Genomic DNA, 17,123 nt, shown 5'->3' with positions numbered 1-17,123 from the left:
TTCCCAACCCTGGATTGGGATCTCGATCCCGCAGCTCATAGGCACGCTTTCGTCTCGACTCTGAGCCACGATGGCGCCATAGGAGTCGACTTCGCCGAGGCTCTCTACGAGACGATGCCGAATCAATGGGTGCTGAACGATGGTGCGTCGGACCTTATTGTCCGAGCATCTAGAGCGGGGATGCGCTTGGCAATTGTCTCCAACATCGCACTAGACATTCGCCCCGCACTGGAACGATGGGGTATCTCCTCTGCGCTGGACGCAGTGGTCTTGTCGTACGAGGTCGGATACGTGAAGCCCGATCCACGAATCTTCCAACTCGCGGCAGATTTGCTCGACACCGACCCGAGAGATTGCCTGATGATCGGCGACTCAGCGCACGACGACGTCGGCGGTGCAGTCTTAGGAATGCAATGTTTGATTGCACGGCCTGAACAGATGTGGCGAGCGTTCGCGCTCGCTAGCCCGAGTTGAACGCCGATCTGTCTGTCTCTCCGCGGCGCGGCCTGCATCGTGCGCTGATCATGCTCTCCTAGCCGCCCAGTTTCATGGTTGCTGGTGCCCGCAAGCCGGACCTCCTACGGACACTCCCCCGCGCTCACTGGCCTCAATGAAGTGGCCGACCTGGAGATTCCCGTAAGCCCTGTCCGTTGAGATTTCGCGCTCAGGTACCTCTAACGCAACAACAGCGTGCATTGGGTTTCAACGAATGGGCACAGGAAACCAGATCCGTGCCATGTCGCGCGCTGCCAAACGGACAGGTGCAGGAAATCCACACCTAGACCGGAGTCTAGAACGGAGGCACCTGAGGTCCGAGCAAAACAAAAGGCCCTCCGACCGAGGTAATACCTGGTCAGAGGGCCTTTATTTGTTGCGGGGACAGGATTTGAACCTGCGACCTCTGGGTTATGAGCCCAGCGAGCTACCGAACTGCTCCACCCCGCGGCACAAGAAGTAACACTACCACAGCCTGCCAGCGCCCCGCGCGGGCGGTCAGAGTCGCGTGGCCGCGATGCTCATCCCCAGGGGCAGCCACTTCTTCTCCGGCCAGCGCCAGAGGCCCGTTCCGGTGGGCTCGAGCACCTCGAACATGCGCCAAGGCAGCTCGTAGTGCTCGTGGAAGAAGTCGATGCGTAGCCCGGCGTCGAGCAGTGCCGTCACCGTCTCGGAGAGCGGATGCTGCCACTGAAAGGTGACCGTGTTCTCGAGCAGCACGTGCCGCTCTGCATAGTCGTAGTTCTCGTCGACGATGTCGACCGCGCCGTCGGTGGAATACGGGTAGGTGAACGCCGGGAGCGCCGCGGGGTCGGCCCCGTCGGCGAAGACGAAGGCGGTCGGATGCCCGTCCGCGAAGTACAGGCGGCCCCCGGGCTTGAGAAACCAGGCCACGATCCTGGCCCACTCCGCGACATCCGGGAGCCAGCCGATGGTGCCCCAGGTCGTGTAGACGGCGTCGAACGACTCCGGCTCCGGCAGCGCGTGCCGCGCGTCGTAGACGTTCGCCTCGATGAACCTCGAGCGGTCGGCGAGCCCCACCTCCGCCGCGAGCTCCCGCGCCTGGCGCACGGCCGGCCTCGAGAAATCCATGCCGACGACTGTGGCCCCGCGCTGCGCGAGCACGAGGGAATCCGCGCCGAAGTGGCACTGCAGGTGCAGGATGCGCAGCCCGTCGACCCCCTCCGGGAAGACGACGGGCAGCTCGGCCTCCTCGATCGGGTACAGCGCGCCACGGCCGGCGCGCAGCCCGGACTGGTCATAGAACTCACTCGCGACGTGTACGGGAACGCGCTCGTCCCAGTTCGCGCGATTGGCGTCGAGCCAATCGCCGGAGTCGAGCGCGATCCCGTCGTTCACCTGTCTACTTCTCCAGGGCGAATACCTTGTTGAGGGCCGTCACGAGGGCCTGATCGGCCGTCGCGTACGCGCTCAGGTCACCCGACTTGAGTGCCGCGGCGCGAGCCGTCAGCGCTGACTGCACGTCGGCCAGTGCCGCCTTGAGAGTGGCGTCCGCGCCCGTCGACGGGGTGGTCGGCGGCGCAGGCGTTCCGGTGGTCGGCGGCGTCGTCACGACGCCGCCGTCTCCCGCACTCGCCCCCGAGTCCCCGCCGAAGAGCGAGTCCAGCGCCGCATTGAGGGTGTCTTCGAAGGCGATCTTGTCCCCGAACGACACGAGGATCTTGCGCAGCACCGGGTAGCTCGTCTCGGCCGTCGACTCGACGTAGATCGGCTGCACGTAGAGCAGTCCTCCACCGACGGGCACCGTCAGCAGGTTGCCTCGCTTCACCTTCGTGTCACCGCGCTGGAGCAGTGCCAGCTGGTTGGCGACCGCCGTGTCGGTGTTGAAGTTGTTCTGCACCTGGCCCGGCCCAGGCACCGTGTCCTGCTTCGGCAGCGCGAGAAGGGTGAGCTTTCCGTAGCCGGAGTCGATCTTTCCGGCCGTGCTGCCGGCATCCGCGTTCGCCGCGAGGTAGCCGGTGAGGATGTTCCTCGTGCCGACGCCCTTCGAGTTCGGGATGTAGGTGGAGTAGAGGGAGAACGCGGGCTGCTTCGCCCCCGGGAGCTTCATCGTGAGGTAGTACGGCGGCTGGAGCTTCGCCGTCGCCGCGTCGGACACCGGGTCGTTCGGAGTGGTCCAGGCATCCGTCGACGAATAGAAGGTGTTCGAGTCCCTGACGTGGTAGGTGCCCAGGATCTCGCGCTGCACCTTGAAGAGGTCGGCCGGGTAGCGCACGTGGCTGATGAGCTGCGCGCTCATCGTGCTCACCGGCTTGACCGTGGAGGGGAAGATCTTCTGCCAGGTCTTGAGGATCGGGTCCTTGTCGTCCCAGGCGTAGAGGGTCACCTTTCCGCTGTACGCGTCGACTGTGGCCTTCACCGAGTTGCGGATGTAGTTGATGTTGTCGAGCGCGAAGTCGGGGGCCGGCGTGTAGGTGTCGGAGATGGCGTTGCTGAGCTGCTGGATGGCCGAGTACGGGTAGTTCGCGCTCGTGGTGTAGCCGTCGACGATCCAGACGACCTTGCCGTCCACGACGGCCGGATATGGATCGCTGTCGAGCGTCAGATACGGGGCGACCTTCTGGATTCTCTCGACCGGCTTGCGGTTGTAGAGGATCTGCGAGTCATTGTTGACGCCGTTGGAGAGGAAGATCTGCTCCGACTGGAACTTGATCGCGTAGATGAGCTTCTTGAAGACGCTGTCGAGCTTGGGCCCGCCGTTGCCGGAGAACGTCGTCGTGGCGTTCTGGTTGTTGCCCTGGTCGCCGGCCGGATAGTCGAGCTCGATCTTGCTTCCACCCTGGGGGGCGCCAACGATCGCGTAGGTCGGGGAGTCCTCGCCGAAGTAGATGCGCGGCTGGAACTTGCCGAGGGCGCCGGTGCTCGGGATGCCAGACTCGAGGAAGACGGGCAGGCCGTCGCTCGAACGCTGGTTTCCGTACGCGGCGACGACGCCGTAGCCGTGCGTGTAGACGAGGGTGTTGTTGTACCAGCTCTGCTGGGCACCCGTGTTGGCCTGGTTGAGCTCGCGCACCGCGACGACCGTGTCCTGCGACTTGCCGTCGATCTTGTAGCGGTCGACGTCAAGGTGCGGGGCGAACTGGTAGTACTGCTTGATCTGCTCGAGCTGGGCGAAGGAATCCGAGACGAGCGCCGGGTCGATGATGCGGATGTTGGCTGTGGTCTCCGCGTCGTTGCGCAGCGCGCCCTGGGCGGCCGTCGTCGTGGCGGAATACGGTTCTTCCTTGACGCCGGCGACACCGTAGGCCTCGCGGGTCGCCGCGATGTTCCTGTCGATATACGGCGCCTCGAGCGTGCGCACGTTCGGCTCCACCTGGAACTTCTGCACGATCCAGGGGTACACCGATCCGATGAGCAGTCCGCTCACGAGCAGGAGCGCAGTGCCGATGATGGGCAGCCGCCAGCGGCCGACGATCGCGGTGATCACGAAGAGGATCGCCACGACCGCCGCGATGCCGGCGAGGATCTGCCGGCCGGGGATCACGGCGTTCGCATCTGCGTATGACGCGCCCTCGAAAAGGGTGCTGCTGGTCTGGCTGCTAAGGGTCGAATACTGGTCGAGCCAGATGCTCACGGCCTGCAGGGCGAGGTAGACGGCACCGGTCGTCGCGAGCTGGATGCGCGCGGAGCGCGAGATGCGCACCTCACGACCGTTGAAGCGCAGCGCCCCGTAGAGGTAGCTCGTGGCGAGGGCGGCGATGCCGGAGATCAGCACGACGGCGGAGGCGAACGCCGCCGCGGCCTGGTAGAACGGCAGGGCGAAGAGGTAGAACGAGATGTCGAGCCCGAACTGCGGGTCGACCTTGCCCGACGGCACGCCGTTGATCCATTCGAGGGCGAGCTGCCAGCGCGACGATGTCGCCACCCCGGCGAAGAGGCCGAGCACCGCCGGGATGCCGTACATCGCGAGGCGGCGGAGTGGCTCGATCACCTGCTGGTAGCGGTCGAGCTGCGGGTTGAGCTTCGCGTAGACGGGCCGGAAACGGAACGCGACCTCGATGCTCACGAACACGGGCACCGCCATGCCGATGAAGCCGATGAAGAACATCACCGCGCTCGCCACCCACTGCGTGGTCAGCACGTTGAGGAAGCCCAGTTGGTCGAACCACAGCCAGTCGGTGTACAGGCTGGAGAAGAGGAAAAAGAGGATGACCAGAACGGCGAGAACCGCGATCGTCACGAGAACAGTGACTCTCGATCGCGACGCAGGTTGACGCTCTTCTGTGCGGCTGGACGTCACGAGACTGCTCCTGGTTTGTAGCGGATGCTGTGTCCCTCATCTTAAGGGGTGGTTCTGCGAGGTCCCCGTGCCGGTCAGCCGGCTGGGCAGCTGAGCAGCGACTTCGTGCTCGCTCCGGTGGAGATCGCCTTCAGGGCGGCCAGGGAGTCGTCGAGTGTCTTCACCGCGAGCACCGTGAGACCGCTCGGGATGTGCCCGGTCACCTCGTTGCAGTTGCTGTACGGGGCGAGAAACCAGGTCGCTCCGGCGTTCCTCGCGCCGTAGAGCTTCTGCCGGATCCCGCCGATCGCCCCGACGTTTCCGTCGGCGTCGATCGTGCCGGTGCCCGCCACCTTGGCGCCTCCCGTGATCGATCCTGGAGTCAGCTTGTCGATGATGCCGAGCGCGAACATCTGTCCGGCGCTCGGGCCGCCGACATCCTGCAGCTGGATCTTCACCGTGAACGGGTAGGTGTACGAGACGGCCGGGAAGATGCCGATGATCGGCGCCGGCTTGGGTCCGGTGCTCAGCTGCGGCGTCACCTCCACGCTCTTCGCCTGGCCGCCCCTCGCGATGGCGATGGTCACCGGCACGCCGGCGCCCGACCTGGCGATGATGGCCCTCAGCCCGAGAACGCTGTCGGTCTTCGTGCCGTTGACACTGAGGATGGTGTCACCGCTCTGGAGGCGTCCCTTCGATGGCGAGTCCGGTGAGAACCCGGCGACGGACAGGGTGCTCGGGAGGGTGTAGCCAAGCCGGGTGAGCGCCGCGGCGATCGCATCCTTCTGCGAGTTCTGCATGTCGACGGCGGCCTGCTCGTTCGACTGCTTCACGGTCTCGCCGACCGGGTAGATCGCGTCGAGCGGGAGCACCGCCTTGCTTCGATCGAGCCAGGCCTGCGCCACCTCGAACCAGCTCGGCGACTGTTGGCGGTCGCCGACCACGTTCACCGTGAGCATGTCGAGCGCACCCGTGGTGGGGTAGGTCTTCTGGCCGGGGATCTCGATAAGGGGAACCTGCTTGTGGTCGAAGTCCACCGTGCCAAGGGTGTTGAAGACCGGCCCCGGCTGCTCGATGACGTAGGGCGCCGGGACCATGGCGAAGCCGAACGACCCGAGGAGGGCTCCGACGAGAAGGGTCCAGCCGACCCAGCGGGATCGGTGCCGTGCGGGCGCGCCGACCGGAGAATCGTCGGTGAAGATCGCCACCGCTGTCCTTTCGCGTGATGTTCGCCACAGGCGCACATCTTCGGGGCCAAGGCACAGGTCAAAACAAGCCGCGTCGAGCGCGCAGCGGCTAGCGTAGTTGCTATGTCTGAAGATTCGGCGCACAACCCGGAAGACGAATTCCGCGACATGCTCAACAAGTTTCTCTCCGGTGACGGCGAGATTGATCCTGAGCGTCTCGCGAGCGCGGCCGGCCTGCCGAACGACCCCGAAATGATCAAGAACCTGATCGTTCAGTTGCAGAGCGCCCTCCAGTCGAGCGGCGACGGCATCAACTGGGGCCTGGCCCTCGAGCAGGCGAAGGCGATCGCGGCCAAGGACGTCGTCGCCACCACCCCGGCCGAGCGTGCGGCCCTCGAGCAGGCGTTCCATATCGCCGCCCTGTGGCTCGACGAGGCGACCTACATCTCGGAACTGACCGTGCATCCGCGACTCCTCAGCCGCACCGAGTGGATCACCGCCACCATGCCGATCTGGACCCAGCTCGCCGAGCCAGTCGCCCTCAGCATCGCGAACTCGCTCACCGACGTGCTGCGCGACCAGGCGCCGGAGGAGATGTCCGGCATGATCGACGGCGCGTCGCGGCTCATGCGCAACGTCGGCGGCACCCTCTTCGCCATGCAGCTCGGCCAGGTCGTCGGCCAGCTCGCGAGCGAGGTCGTCTCCGGCGGCGACGTCGGCATCCCGCTGCTCAGCGCGGGCACCGAGGCCGACCAGCAGGCAGCGGTACTCCCCCAGAACGTCGCGGCCTTCGGCGCGGGGCTCGACATCGAGCAGGACCAGGTGCAGCTCTACCTCGCGGTGCGCGAGCTCGCCCACGCGAGACTGTTCCGGCACGCGAAGTGGATGCGGCTGCAGCTCATGACCTCCATCTCGGAGTTCGCCCAGGGCATCCGGATCGACACCGAGCGGCTCGAACAGCTCGCGACCGACTTCGACCCGTCGAATCCGGAGGAACTGCGCGAGGCGATGGTGAGCGGCGCACTGATCCCGCCGAAGTCCGAGTCGCAGCTCGCCGCCCTCGGGCGCCTCGAGACCATGCTCGCCCTCATCGAGGGCTGGGTGGATGTCGTGACCGCCCAGGCGACCACTCGACTGCCGAAGTCCGGGGCGATCGCCGAGACGGTTCGGCGTCGGCGCGCTGCCGGCGGCCCGGCCGAGTCGGCGTTTTCCACCCTCGTCGGGCTGGAACTTCGGCCGCGACGCTTGCGCGAGGCCGCCGCGATGTGGCAGAAACTTACCGACGAGGTCGGCCCGGAGGCTCGCGATGAGCTCTGGTCGCATCCAGACCTCGTGCCGACGTCGGAGGACATCGACGACCCGGCCGCCCTCGTCGCTCGACTGACCGGCCCGACGCCTGCGCCCGACGACATCGACCAGGCCATCGAAGACCTGCTCAACGACACGACGGACGATCGCCCGCACGAGGCACGCGACGGCTCGGCCGACGACCCGTCCCTCTAGCCCTCCCTTTCTCATCCTTCCCTTACCTTCCCTTCCTTTCCTTCCCTTCCTCTTCCGAAATCCATGCAAATCTGAGCGACACGCGCTCGGCGGCGCAACTGAGCGGCGTGTCTAGCTGAAATGCATGAATTTCGCAAGGGTGGGACGACGGGGGCGGCCGGGGCTGTGGACTGTGGGCGACGCCCGGGCGGTGGTCCGCGCATCATGGGCGGATGGTTCTGCGACTCGACCCCCGGCTTCCCCTGCTCTGGCGAACGCCGTCGAGCCTGCAGTTCGGCGTTGACGCGCCGCGCGTCGTGCTCGAGGCGGTGTCCGGCGCCGACGAGCGGATGATCGCCGCCCTGCTCGTGGGCGTGAGTCGATCGGGGCTCGAGATGATCGCCGCGTCGGCGGGCGGCAACCGCGACGAGGTGGGCCTCCTGCTCGACCGGCTGGAGCCGGCGCTTGTCGCCGCGTCCGTGGCCGCCCCTCAGCGCCGGGTGACGGTCGTGGGCGACGGGCCGGCGGCCGAACGCATCGCCCACCTGTTGCGCCGCTCGAACGTGGCCGTCGTCCCGGACGGCGACGAGACATCCCTCGTCGTGATCGTCGCCGGATTCGTGATCCCGCCGAACCTGCACGGCCGCTGGCTGGGCCGAGACCTCCCCCACCTGCCGGTCGTGTTCGGCGACGAGACGGTGCGGATCGGGCCCCTCGTGGAGCCAGGAGCCGGACCGTGCCTGTGGTGCGTCGAACTGGCCAGGACGGATGCCGACCCGGCCTGGCCGGCGATCGCCTCCCAGCTGCTGGGTCGCCGGTCGAGCGCGGAGGGCGCGCTGCTCGTCGAGGAGGTGGCGGTCAGCGTCGCCCGGCTCGTGCTCGCGCGGCTTGCACGGCCCGGGGCCCGAGAGAATGGCCCGCGAGGAAGCGGCGGCTCCTCCAGCTCCGTCGACATCGGCACGGCGGACGGCGCGAGGCGCAGCACCGTGTGGTGGCCGCATCCGGACTGCCTGTGCGGGGCTGCCGGCGGCGGCATCGACTCGTGGACCGTGGAGGGTGTCAGTCCAGCTCGGCGAGGAATCGCGACGGTCGGCGAGCCCCGCCTCGGCCGCCTCCACCGCTCGACCATGACAGGTGCAGTCGGCGACGCGCCCGCGTGACGCCGACGTAGAGCAGGCGGCGCTCCTCGTCGATCGCCTCCGGCGTCTTGGCGTAGGTGATCGGCACGAAGCCGTCGCTCAGCCCGACCAGGTAGACGGTGTCCCACTCGAGGCCCTTCGCGGAGTGCAGGGTGGCGAGGGTCACGGCCGACATCGTCGGTTCGTGCTGCGCGGCCGACCGTTCGAACAGCTCGTCCACGAACGCCCGAAGGGTCGTGCCGCTCGGCGACGACTCCGCGAGACCCATGATCGCGTTGAGGGACTCCCAGCGGTCCCGCACAGCACCGCGCGCCTCCGGGGCATCCTGGGTCCAGCCGAGCGAGCGCAGAACATCGCTCACCGTCTTGAACAGCGGCTCGTGGGTGGCACCGACGACGGCGCCCTTGAGCATCATGAGCGCCTGCTTCACCTCCTGCAGCTCGAAGAACCTGGTGCCGCCGCGCAGTTGGAAGGTGATGCCGGCGTCGGTGAGGGCGGCCTCGAGCACCGCGGACTGCACGTTGATGCGGTAGAGGATGGCGATGTCCTGCGGCTTGGCGCCGCCCGCGATCTGCTCACCGATCTGGGCCGCGACCGCTCGCGCCTCGGCGATGTCGCTCGGGTAGGCGGTGACCGAGGGAGTGATGGCTACCGGCGGCTTCACCGCGGCGCGCAGGGCGAGGGCCCCCGGCCGGCCCCGCATGAGACGGTTCGCGGTGTGCACGATCGAGGGTGTCGACCGGTAGTTCTGCTCGAGCCGTACGACGGTGGACTCGCGGTACCGGGTGGGGAAGCCGAGCAGGTAGTCGGCGGATGCCCCGGCGAAGGAGTAGATGGTCTGGCTCGCGTCGCCCACCACGCAGAGGTCCTGCCGGTCGCCGAGCCACAGGTCGAGCAGCGCCTGCTGAAGCGGTGAGACGTCCTGGTATTCGTCCACCACGAAGAAGCGGTACTGCTCGCGCACCTGTTGCGCGACCCGCGGCTCGGTCTCGATCATGCCGGCGGTGGCGAGCAGCACATCCTCGAAGTCGAGCTGCCGGCGGTCGTCCTTGATCGCCTCGTATGCCGAGTGCATGGCGATCATCTTCTCCGCGGTGAGGAGGGCCGGGAGCGGCCGCTGCGCGACGATCTCCGCGTACTGGTCGAGGGTGAGCCGGGAGACCTTGCGCCACTCGATCTCCGCGGCGAGGTCCCGCAGGGTCGCGGTGTCGAGCTTGAGCCGCAGCATCTCGGCGGCCTGGCCGAGGAGCCTGCCCTTGCTGTCGAGGATGCGCGGCATGGTGCCGCCGATCACCTGCGGCCAGAAGAAGCCGAGCTGCGAGAGCGCGGAGGCGTGGAAGGTGCGTGCGGCGACGCCCGTCGCGCCCAGCACCCTGAGACGCCCGCGCAGTTCAGCGGCCGCGCGGGAGGTGAAGGTGAGCGCCATCACCCGCCCGGGCGCGTACACGCCGGTGGCCACGCCGTAGGCGATGCGGTGGGTGATCGCGCGGGTCTTGCCGGTGCCGGCCCCCGCGAGGAGGCACAGCGGTCCGAGCAGACTCTCGGCCGCGACGCGCTGCTCGGCGTCGAGGCCGTCGAGGAGGGATTCGGCCGAACTCACTGCTGCCCGTCGTCGATCGGGCCGCCGTACCACTGTTCGAGGATCGCCCGGGCGATCGACGTGGAACCCGGCAGGAAGATCTCGCCGAGCGAATCGGCGAGCTCCGCGCGGCTGAACCAGCGAAGGTCCAGGATCTCGGTGCCGTCCGGCGTGAGGGTGGACTCCTCGTCCGGGTCGACCGTGGCCGAGAACCCGAGCATCAGCGACGCGGGGAACGGCCACGGTTGCGAGCCCAGATACACCGGGTCGACGACGCGGATGCCCGACTCCTCGAACACCTCGCGGATCACCGCGCTCTCGAGCGACTCCCCGGGCTCCACGAACCCGGCGAGCAGCGAATAGCGGTTGGCGTCCCACATGGCGTTGTGGCCAAGCAGGATGCGGTCCTGCGAGTCGACGATGCCGACGATGATCGCCGGGTCGGTCCTGGGGAAGATCTCGCTGCCGTCATCCACGTTCCGCCGCACCCAGCCGCCCAGCTCCGGCACCGTCGGGGCACCGGTGCGCGGCGAGAAGCCGTGCGACTTGTGCCAGTTCGCGAGCGCGAGCGCCGCCGTGAAGAGGCCGGCGTCGAGGTCGCTGAGGGTGTTGCCGACCACGCGGAGGTTTGCCCACGCCGCCGGGTCGGAGTTGAGTCTTACCGCTGCCTCGTCGCCGATCTGCGCCCCGACGATGGGCAGACCGAGCGAGTCCCTGGCAAGCGAACGTCCGAGGTAGAGCCGCAGCTCGGCATCCGGCACCCGGTCGGCCGGAAGGAGGGCGAGGCGACCGTTCGCGCCGAGCAGGGCGTTGCCCTTCCAGAGCACGAGCACGCGGGTTGCCGGGTCCCCCCAGAGCTCGTCGAAGAGGCCCTCGCGGTTGCGGCCGAGGTAGTCGCGGTCGAGCGCGTGACGGGAGAGGGGAAGCGACGAGAACGGGAGCGCGGCCTGCGGCTGCCGGGCTGGGAGCGGAGTGGACATGGGGCGACCAATCGGTGAAGGAGGCGGGAACAGCGTGGCGTTCGTGGCCGGCCGGCGACCTACGACCTACCCTGTGAGGTATGGCCAGATCTCATCTCACTCTAGCCGCGCTGGCGACCGCAGCCGTAGCCGGCCTCGACGTCGCGTCCGCCACCAATTTCGGCTCGGGGGCGCACGGCGACTTCGAGGCAGCGTTGCTCACCGGACGGGACGGCAGGCACTGGATCATCCGGGTTCCCACGTCCGAACGGGCCGAGGCCGAGCAGTCGGCGGATCTCGTGGCGCTCCGGGCGCTCAGCACCGGCGTGCGGGCCAGACTCCCCTTCAGCGTCACCAACTTCGGCGGCCAGACCCCGATCGGCGGCACCCGCGCGGTCGTCTACGAATTCGTCTACGGCTCGAAGGTGCCCCTCGACTCGATCGAGACCGACGACGGCCTCGCCGACTCGATCGGCCGCGCGATCGCCGCCGTACACTCGCTGCCGACGAGCTTCATCGCCGACGCCGGCCTTCCCGTCTACACCCCCGTCGAGATCCTGCGCTCGAGCGTCACGGTCATGGACCGGGCCGCGGCGACCCACCTCGTCCCGGCCGCCCTGCTCGGCCGCTGGGAGCGCGCAACCGAGGATTCCGCCCTCTGGCAGTTCGCCCCGACCGTGGTCAACGGCTCGCTCAGCGCCGAGTCCTTCCTGAGCTCCGACGGCGGCGTGACCGGACTGCTCGACTGGCACACCCTGAGCGTCGGCGACCCCGCGCGCGACCTCTACTGGCTTCTCGGCGCGCATGGCGAGAACGTGGCGGAGGCCGCGTTCGACTCGTACGCCCTCGCCCGCGGGTCGAGCGACCGGCAGGTCAAGCAGCGCGCGATGCTCTACGCGGAACTCGAGATCGCCAAGTGGCTGTTGCACGGCACCCAGCAGCGCAGCACCGAGATCGTGGATGACGCCGTCGCCATGCTGCACGGCCTCGTCGACACGGTGCAGAACGACCTCGAACAATCCCTGACCCACAACACGATGCCCGTGATGGCCGTGGACGAGGTCGAGGCGATGCTCGACCGAAACCAGCGCGCCTAGCCAGCCTCACGCCCCCGACGCGCGGCGCACGATCACGAACGGACCGCGATTGCGTCGCAGCTGGAACCGCAGCGCGAGCCTTGCCGTCCTGGCGAGCACCATCCCGATCACGATCGCGGCGAGCGCCGGCATGGCGCCGGCGATGGTCATCGCCACGTGCACGCCGAGGTGCTCGGCGATCGCGCCGCTGATCGGGCCGCCGAGCGCCTGGCCGCCCAGCATGATGATCGAGTAGAGCGACATCACGCGACCGCGGATAACGCGGTTGGTCGACAGCTGCACGATCGACTCGGCCCCCGTGGCGAAGAGCAGCCGCGTGACGCCGATGCTCACGAGGAAGACGATGAAGAGCGGCTCCCAGGTGACGGAGCCGGCGAGGATGAGCGCGAGGCCGAACAGGCCGGCCGCGACCACGATCGTGCGCAGCCGAACATTCATCCGGCGGGTGGAGAGCACGGCGCCGGAGAGCGCCCCCACCGCGGCGGCCGAACTGTAGAGGCCGTAACCGGTCGCTCCCGTCTGGTAGACGGTGTCGGCGAACGAGACGAGGAGCACGGGCAGCGTCATCCCGAAGGTCGACACGAAGGCGAGCATGACCATCGGCCAGAAGATGGTCGGCTTGGAGATCACATAGCTCAGGCCCTCCCGGATCTGCCCACGCGCGCGTTCGGCGCGCGGCGACGGACGCAGTTCGCGCACCCGCATGCTCGCGAGGGCCACCACCACGAGCACGGCCGCGATCGCGTTCACGCTGATCGACCAGCCGGAGCCGACGAGGGCGATGAGCACTCCGCTGATGGCCGGGCCGAGGAGCCCCCCGAGGTGGAAGATCGACGCGTTGAGGCTGATCGCATTCCGCAGCCGGCCGTGGCCGACCATCTCGTTGACGAAGGCGGAGCGGGCGGGGCCTTCCACGACGGCGACGAGGCCGAGCAGGAGCGCGACGCCCCAGACCTGCCAGACCTCGACGACGCCGAGAAGGGTGAGGAGCCCGAGCGTCGCACAGAGCGCGGCGGTCACCGACTGGGTGGCCATCATGAGCCGGCGCTTGTCCACGCGGTCGGCGATGACGCCGCCCCACACGCCGAACACGAGCACCGGGGCGAACTGCAGGAAGACGGTCACCCCGACGAGGGTGATGTTGTGGGTGAGCTCGTTCACCAGCCAGTCGGTGGCGATCTTCTGCATCCAGCCCGAGGTGTTGGCGATGAGCTGCGAGATCACGTACAGGCGGTAGTTGTAGATGCGCAGCGAGATGAAGGTGTCGCGCCAGCGCGGTCGTTCGTGGAGGACGGGGATGGGCTCGGTTGCCGGACTCATGGTCGGCGATTCTGTCGTCACAGTGTGATGTCTCGCGATACTCGTGCGTTTCGTATGGTCACGCCAACGCTAGGCCCATTGCCATCTATTGCCTTATAGAATCGACCCTATAAGTACTATTGACTTTCGTAATGAGAGGCCGTGCATGTTCGACCCGGTGCTCCTCAAGACCTTCGTCTCGGTCGCCGAGACCCTCAGTTTCACCAAGACGGCGGCGGTGCAGGGGCTCAGCCAGCCCACGGTGAGCCAGCACATCCGCAAGCTCGAAACGGCCGCGGGGAGAATCCTCGTCGCGCGGGACACCCGCGAGGTGCGCCTCACCGACAACGGCGACGCGATGCTCGGCTTCGCCCGCTCCATCCTCGCCGCCCACGACCAGGCGTCGAGCTACTTCACCGGATCGGCGATGCGCGGCCGGCTGCGTTTCGGCTCGGCCGACGACCTCGCGCTCACCCAGTTGCCGCAGATCCTGCGCGACTTTCGCCAGCTCTACCCGCAGATCAACCTCGAACTCACCGTGAACCAGAGCGGCGCCCTCGCCCGCCGCCTGCACGCGGGTCAGCTCGACCTCGTGTTCATCAAGCAGGAGCCGGGAATCGGGGTCGGGCGCCTCGTGCGGCGGGACCGGATGGTGTGGGTGGGTCACCGCACGCTGAGTCTCGAACCCGGACAGCACGTTCCCCTCATCGCCTACCAGGCCCCGAGCCTCAGCCGCACCGTCGCGATCAGCGCGCTCGAATCCGCCGGCCGCACCTGGCGCATCACCTGCAACGTGCGCGAGATCAACGGCGTGCTCGCGGCGGCGCGGGCGGGCATCGGCATCGCCGCGTTCCCGCAGAGCCTCATCCCGCCCGACCTGAACGAACTGTCCCCCGCGCTCGAGCTGCCGACCCTCGGCGACGTGGACTTCAGCCTTCTCGACAACCCCGGCACCGCGCGCGAGCCCGTTGACGCGCTCATCGCCGCGATCGTGGCCAGGCAGGGCTCCGCCGCGAACTAGTGTCCTGCGCCGGTAGATCGTCGGCCGGGAACGGTCCAGGCTCATGTGATCACCCGCCACACGGCGATCGGCTACATCACCGCCCCCGCCATCGAGAGCACTCCACCGAGCATGCTCACCATCTCGACGATCGCGATCCGGTCGCGGTGCGGCCGGCGCGAGAGGCGCGCGACGAGCCAGAGAGTCAGTCCGGTGACGCCGACGAGCCCGACGAGCGACAACACGAGCAGCGGATTGGCCACCGTCATCCCCGCGTGCCCGGGCGCCGGGACGGTGCCCGCCGACCGAACGGGGCCCGCTCCCATCGCACCGATGGTCGCCGCGGTCAGCAGCAGCGTGAGACTGCGATGAAGCGCCATGGCGGCGGCCAGGGGCGTGCGAGGGGCGAGGTCGAGCCGGAGCCGAAGCACCGGCACGACCGCCGCGAACATCAACAGCGCCACCCAGCCGATCGGCGCGACGACCGGCGACCCTGGGTCGAGTGCCATGTCGGCCATCGCGAGCGCCATGACGACCGACGGCAGCCAGCCGGGCAGGGAACGAGCGCGGCGGTCGGCCACCGTGCAGCAGACGCCCACCGCGCCGGGCAGGAGCATGCCCACCTGGAGCGCCTCAAGCATCCGTCGCGTCCTAGTGCTGGTGGCCGGCGTGGTCCGCGTGGCCCCCTCCACCGTGAGAGCACTCATGCGCAGGCTCGTTCGGCGGCACGTTGAGGGCGGGATTCCGATCGAAGAAGCCGTACGGCTTGAGGGTGAACTTGGCGTAGTCGGTCGGCATCACGGGCCAGTCCTCCGGGCGGGGAAAGTGCGTCGGACCAAAGGTGTGCCAGAGCACGATGTCTTCGCCGTCGACCGACCGGTCGCCCGCCATGTAGCGCGGCAGGCCATCGCCGCCCGGATTCTGGTGGACGAAGTCCCCGGCTGGGTAGCGCTCGGCCGGGTCGTACTGGGTCACCCAGAGCTGCTTGGTCGTGTACGCGGCGCGCTCGGCGATGGACGACGCCGGATCGGCCATGAGCGTCGGCGACTGTTGCGGCATCAGCACGTAGCCCGTCGAGCGGCCGAGGCGATTGGTCTTCTCCGTGTTGACGATGTGCCAGGCCCGGCCGACCGTCGCATCCGCGAGTCGTCCGGCATTGGCCTCACTGGCGAGGCGCACCGTGCTGCTGGTGAACGCGCCACCGTGCGGATTGGATTCGCTGATCGGCAGACGGACCGCGTCCACCTCGTCGACCGCGTTGGAGAGTCCGTCGACCATCATGTCCAGACGCGCGCTGAAGAGGTGCTGGTGGTACGGCGCCCCGAGCCCCGGCGCGACCTCGCTCGCGTACGGGCTGCCTTCCACATACGAGGAGGTGAAGAGGATGCCGGTGAGCTTCGCCTCGCACTCGATCGTGCCGTCGAGGTAGAGGTACCAGTAGAAGCCATAGTCGTAGTTGCCCACCGTTGTGAAGAAGCTGATCACGAGGCGACGGGAACGGCGCACCTCGTTCGATCCGGTGAACATGTCGCTGTGCTTCCACAGGGTTCCGAAGTCCTCTTCGTGCATGCAGATGCCGTTCTCGATCACCTGCGGATTGCCCACCTCGTCGGCCAGCACGGCGTCGAAGTACTTGATCTCACCCACGCAGTCGCAGCCGAGGGCGAGCGAATTGGTGAAGCGCCCGAACAGGTACTCCCCGGTGTCGAAGTAGTTCTGCCAGAAGCGCACGGGGGAAGGGTCGCCGTACGGCACCACCATCTCCGCGATCGAGCCGCGATACATGATCGGGCGCTGCTCGACCCCGTCGAAGAAGGAGAGCTGGCGCAGGATGAGCCCTTCGCGCGGATCGAACCCCACATCGAATTTCCAGTTGCCCCAGGTCACGGATTCGCCGTCGACCTCGAAACTCGGCCCGTCTGGCTGGGTGATCGAGATCGGCTTGAGTGCGGTGAGAGGCGCACCCTGCACGGCCGGGTCATCGAAATTGCCGCCCTCGGACGGAATGGGCATGACCTCGGCGTCGATGAGTCGCGTGATCGTGCGGGAGGAGACATCCACGTAGGCACACAGTCCGTCGACGGGGTGCGCCCACGGGTGGTCTTCCGGGTGGTCCTGACGGAAGGCGAGCACGCGCAGGATGCGTCGGCCCTCCTCCTCCGGGTACTCGTAATAGCCCGCCGAGAGCGGAACGCACACCACCGTGTCGACGGATGCACCGCGGGCCTCGAGCGCCGCCACCCAGCGCGGGTCTGCGGCCACGATCTCGCCGATCGCGTCGAACTCCTCGAGCAGCACGGGAAGTTGTCCGGCGCTGCCGTCGAGAACGCTCGTCGTGATGATCTCGCCGGAGTCGATCGAGAGCACACTGTCGGTCGAGTGTCCGGTGGCCATGTCGAGGAGCATGACGCGTGCCCGGCGATCGGGGCGCTCAGCGACTCCGGCGAGATAGTCGAGCACCTCGCGCTTGTGGGGCTCCTCGAGCCCGACGTAGGCGAACCGCGTGGTGCGGGTGAACAGTTCGCTGGCGGTGACGATGTCGCGTACACGCTCGATCTCGGTGATGCTCAGACTCGCAAGCGGCGCAGAGGTCGTGATGATGGGATCGGTCATGGTCATGGGTCTGTCCTTAGGGTGGAGGGAGGT

13 protein-coding genes and 1 tRNA gene are annotated in these 17,123 nt (G+C 67.8%); 5 read left to right on the top strand and 9 right to left on the bottom strand.

Annotated features, from left to right (window positions below; translation table 11 throughout):
* Positions 1–474: HAD-IA family hydrolase (locus tag VIM54_RS02070; RefSeq protein WP_331898746.1), on the top strand; the 474-nt coding region annotated here is incomplete at its 5' end.
* Positions 475–871: 397 nt separating this feature from the next.
* Here the strand turns inward: VIM54_RS02070 and VIM54_RS02065 are convergent.
* From VIM54_RS02065 to VIM54_RS02050, 4 genes are all read right to left on the bottom strand, one after another.
* Positions 872–945, bottom strand: a tRNA-Met gene (locus tag VIM54_RS02065).
* Between the two features lie 48 nt (positions 946–993).
* On the bottom strand, positions 994–1,854 hold the full coding sequence (locus tag VIM54_RS02060; RefSeq protein ID WP_331898745.1) for a class I SAM-dependent methyltransferase: 861 nt from the start codon (positions 1,852–1,854) through the stop codon (positions 994–996).
* Between the two features lie 4 nt (positions 1,855–1,858).
* Positions 1,859–4,696: a UPF0182 family protein gene (locus tag VIM54_RS02055; RefSeq protein WP_331898744.1), complete on the bottom strand. Its 2,838-nt coding sequence runs from the start codon at positions 4,694–4,696 to the stop codon at positions 1,859–1,861.
* Positions 4,697–4,830: 134 nt separating this feature from the next.
* Positions 4,831–5,943: a YlbL family protein gene (locus tag VIM54_RS02050; RefSeq protein WP_331898743.1), complete on the bottom strand. Its 1,113-nt coding sequence runs from the start codon at positions 5,941–5,943 to the stop codon at positions 4,831–4,833.
* Between the two features lie 102 nt (positions 5,944–6,045).
* On the opposite strand from VIM54_RS02050, the gene VIM54_RS02045 reads away from it, so the two are divergent.
* Both VIM54_RS02045 and VIM54_RS02040 read left to right on the top strand, forming a co-directional pair.
* A complete protein-coding gene (locus VIM54_RS02045) occupies positions 6,046–7,425 on the top strand; it encodes a zinc-dependent metalloprotease (RefSeq protein ID WP_331898742.1) in 1,380 nt (459 codons plus the stop codon).
* Positions 7,426–7,637: 212 nt separating this feature from the next.
* On the top strand, positions 7,638–8,564 hold the full coding sequence (locus tag VIM54_RS02040; RefSeq protein WP_331898741.1) for a hypothetical protein: 927 nt from the start codon (positions 7,638–7,640) through the stop codon (positions 8,562–8,564).
* Here VIM54_RS02040 and VIM54_RS02035 read toward each other — a convergent pair.
* Entirely contained in the window at positions 8,464–10,143 is a 1,680-nt protein-coding gene (locus VIM54_RS02035) for an ATP-dependent helicase (protein WP_331898740.1), read from the bottom strand. The two genes, VIM54_RS02040 and VIM54_RS02035, sit on opposite strands and share 101 nt — an antisense overlap.
* The gene (nudC, locus tag VIM54_RS02030; protein WP_331898739.1) at positions 10,140–11,102 is read right to left on the bottom strand and encodes an NAD(+) diphosphatase; all 963 of its coding nucleotides are present in this window, start codon (positions 11,100–11,102) and stop codon (positions 10,140–10,142) included. The genes VIM54_RS02035 and nudC overlap by 4 nt, the downstream gene beginning before the upstream one ends.
* 80 nt (positions 11,103–11,182) lie before the next feature.
* Here nudC and VIM54_RS02025 point away from each other — a divergent pair, with 80 nt between their 5' ends.
* On the top strand, positions 11,183–12,178 hold the full coding sequence (locus tag VIM54_RS02025) for a phosphotransferase (RefSeq protein ID WP_331898738.1): 996 nt from the start codon (positions 11,183–11,185) through the stop codon (positions 12,176–12,178).
* A gap of 6 nt (positions 12,179–12,184) precedes the next feature.
* Here VIM54_RS02025 and VIM54_RS02020 read toward each other — a convergent pair whose 3' ends face one another.
* Positions 12,185–13,498 (bottom strand): MFS transporter, encoded by a 1,314-nt coding sequence (locus tag VIM54_RS02020; protein WP_331898737.1) that lies wholly within the window; start codon positions 13,496–13,498, stop codon positions 12,185–12,187.
* A 145-nt stretch (positions 13,499–13,643) separates the two neighbouring features.
* On the opposite strand from VIM54_RS02020, the gene VIM54_RS02015 reads away from it, so the two are divergent.
* Complete coding sequence (locus VIM54_RS02015; RefSeq protein WP_331898736.1) at positions 13,644–14,498, top strand: LysR substrate-binding domain-containing protein; 855 nt, start codon at positions 13,644–13,646, stop codon at positions 14,496–14,498.
* 71 nt (positions 14,499–14,569) lie between these two features.
* Here VIM54_RS02015 and VIM54_RS02010 read toward each other — a convergent pair whose 3' ends face one another.
* Both VIM54_RS02010 and VIM54_RS02005 read right to left on the bottom strand, forming a co-directional pair.
* The gene (locus VIM54_RS02010; protein ID WP_331898735.1) at positions 14,570–15,118 is read right to left on the bottom strand and encodes a hypothetical protein; all 549 of its coding nucleotides are present in this window, start codon (positions 15,116–15,118) and stop codon (positions 14,570–14,572) included.
* A 10-nt stretch (positions 15,119–15,128) separates the two neighbouring features.
* On the bottom strand, positions 15,129–17,096 hold the full coding sequence (locus VIM54_RS02005; protein WP_331898733.1) for a primary-amine oxidase: 1,968 nt from the start codon (positions 17,094–17,096) through the stop codon (positions 15,129–15,131).
* Positions 17,097–17,123: the final 27 nt, after the last annotated feature.

The organism is Lacisediminihabitans sp., from assembly GCF_036569425.1.
Classification (GTDB): Bacteria; Actinomycetota; Actinomycetes; order Actinomycetales; family Microbacteriaceae; genus Lacisediminihabitans.
Note: the sequence above shows the minus strand (reverse complement) of the source record. Positions and strands in the feature narration are given on the sequence as shown.

What these genes read in the sequence shown, in the direction of transcription:
- VIM54_RS02045 (WP_331898742.1), top strand. Translation starts at nt 6,046, where the DNA reads ATGTCTGAAGATTCGGCGCACAACCCGGAAGACGAATTCCGCGACATG.
- VIM54_RS02010 (WP_331898735.1), bottom strand. Translation starts at nt 15,118, where the DNA reads ATGCTTGAGGCGCTCCAGGTGGGCATGCTCCTGCCCGGCGCGGTGGGC.
- nudC (WP_331898739.1), bottom strand. Translation starts at nt 11,102, where the DNA reads ATGTCCACTCCGCTCCCAGCCCGGCAGCCGCAGGCCGCGCTCCCGTTC.
- VIM54_RS02005 (WP_331898733.1), bottom strand. Translation starts at nt 17,096, where the DNA reads ATGACCATGACCGATCCCATCATCACGACCTCTGCGCCGCTTGCGAGT.
- VIM54_RS02040 (WP_331898741.1), top strand. Translation starts at nt 7,638, where the DNA reads ATGGTTCTGCGACTCGACCCCCGGCTTCCCCTGCTCTGGCGAACGCCG.
- VIM54_RS02015 (WP_331898736.1), top strand. Translation starts at nt 13,644, where the DNA reads ATGTTCGACCCGGTGCTCCTCAAGACCTTCGTCTCGGTCGCCGAGACC.
- VIM54_RS02020 (WP_331898737.1), bottom strand. Translation starts at nt 13,498, where the DNA reads ATGAGTCCGGCAACCGAGCCCATCCCCGTCCTCCACGAACGACCGCGC.
- VIM54_RS02025 (WP_331898738.1), top strand. Translation starts at nt 11,183, where the DNA reads ATGGCCAGATCTCATCTCACTCTAGCCGCGCTGGCGACCGCAGCCGTA.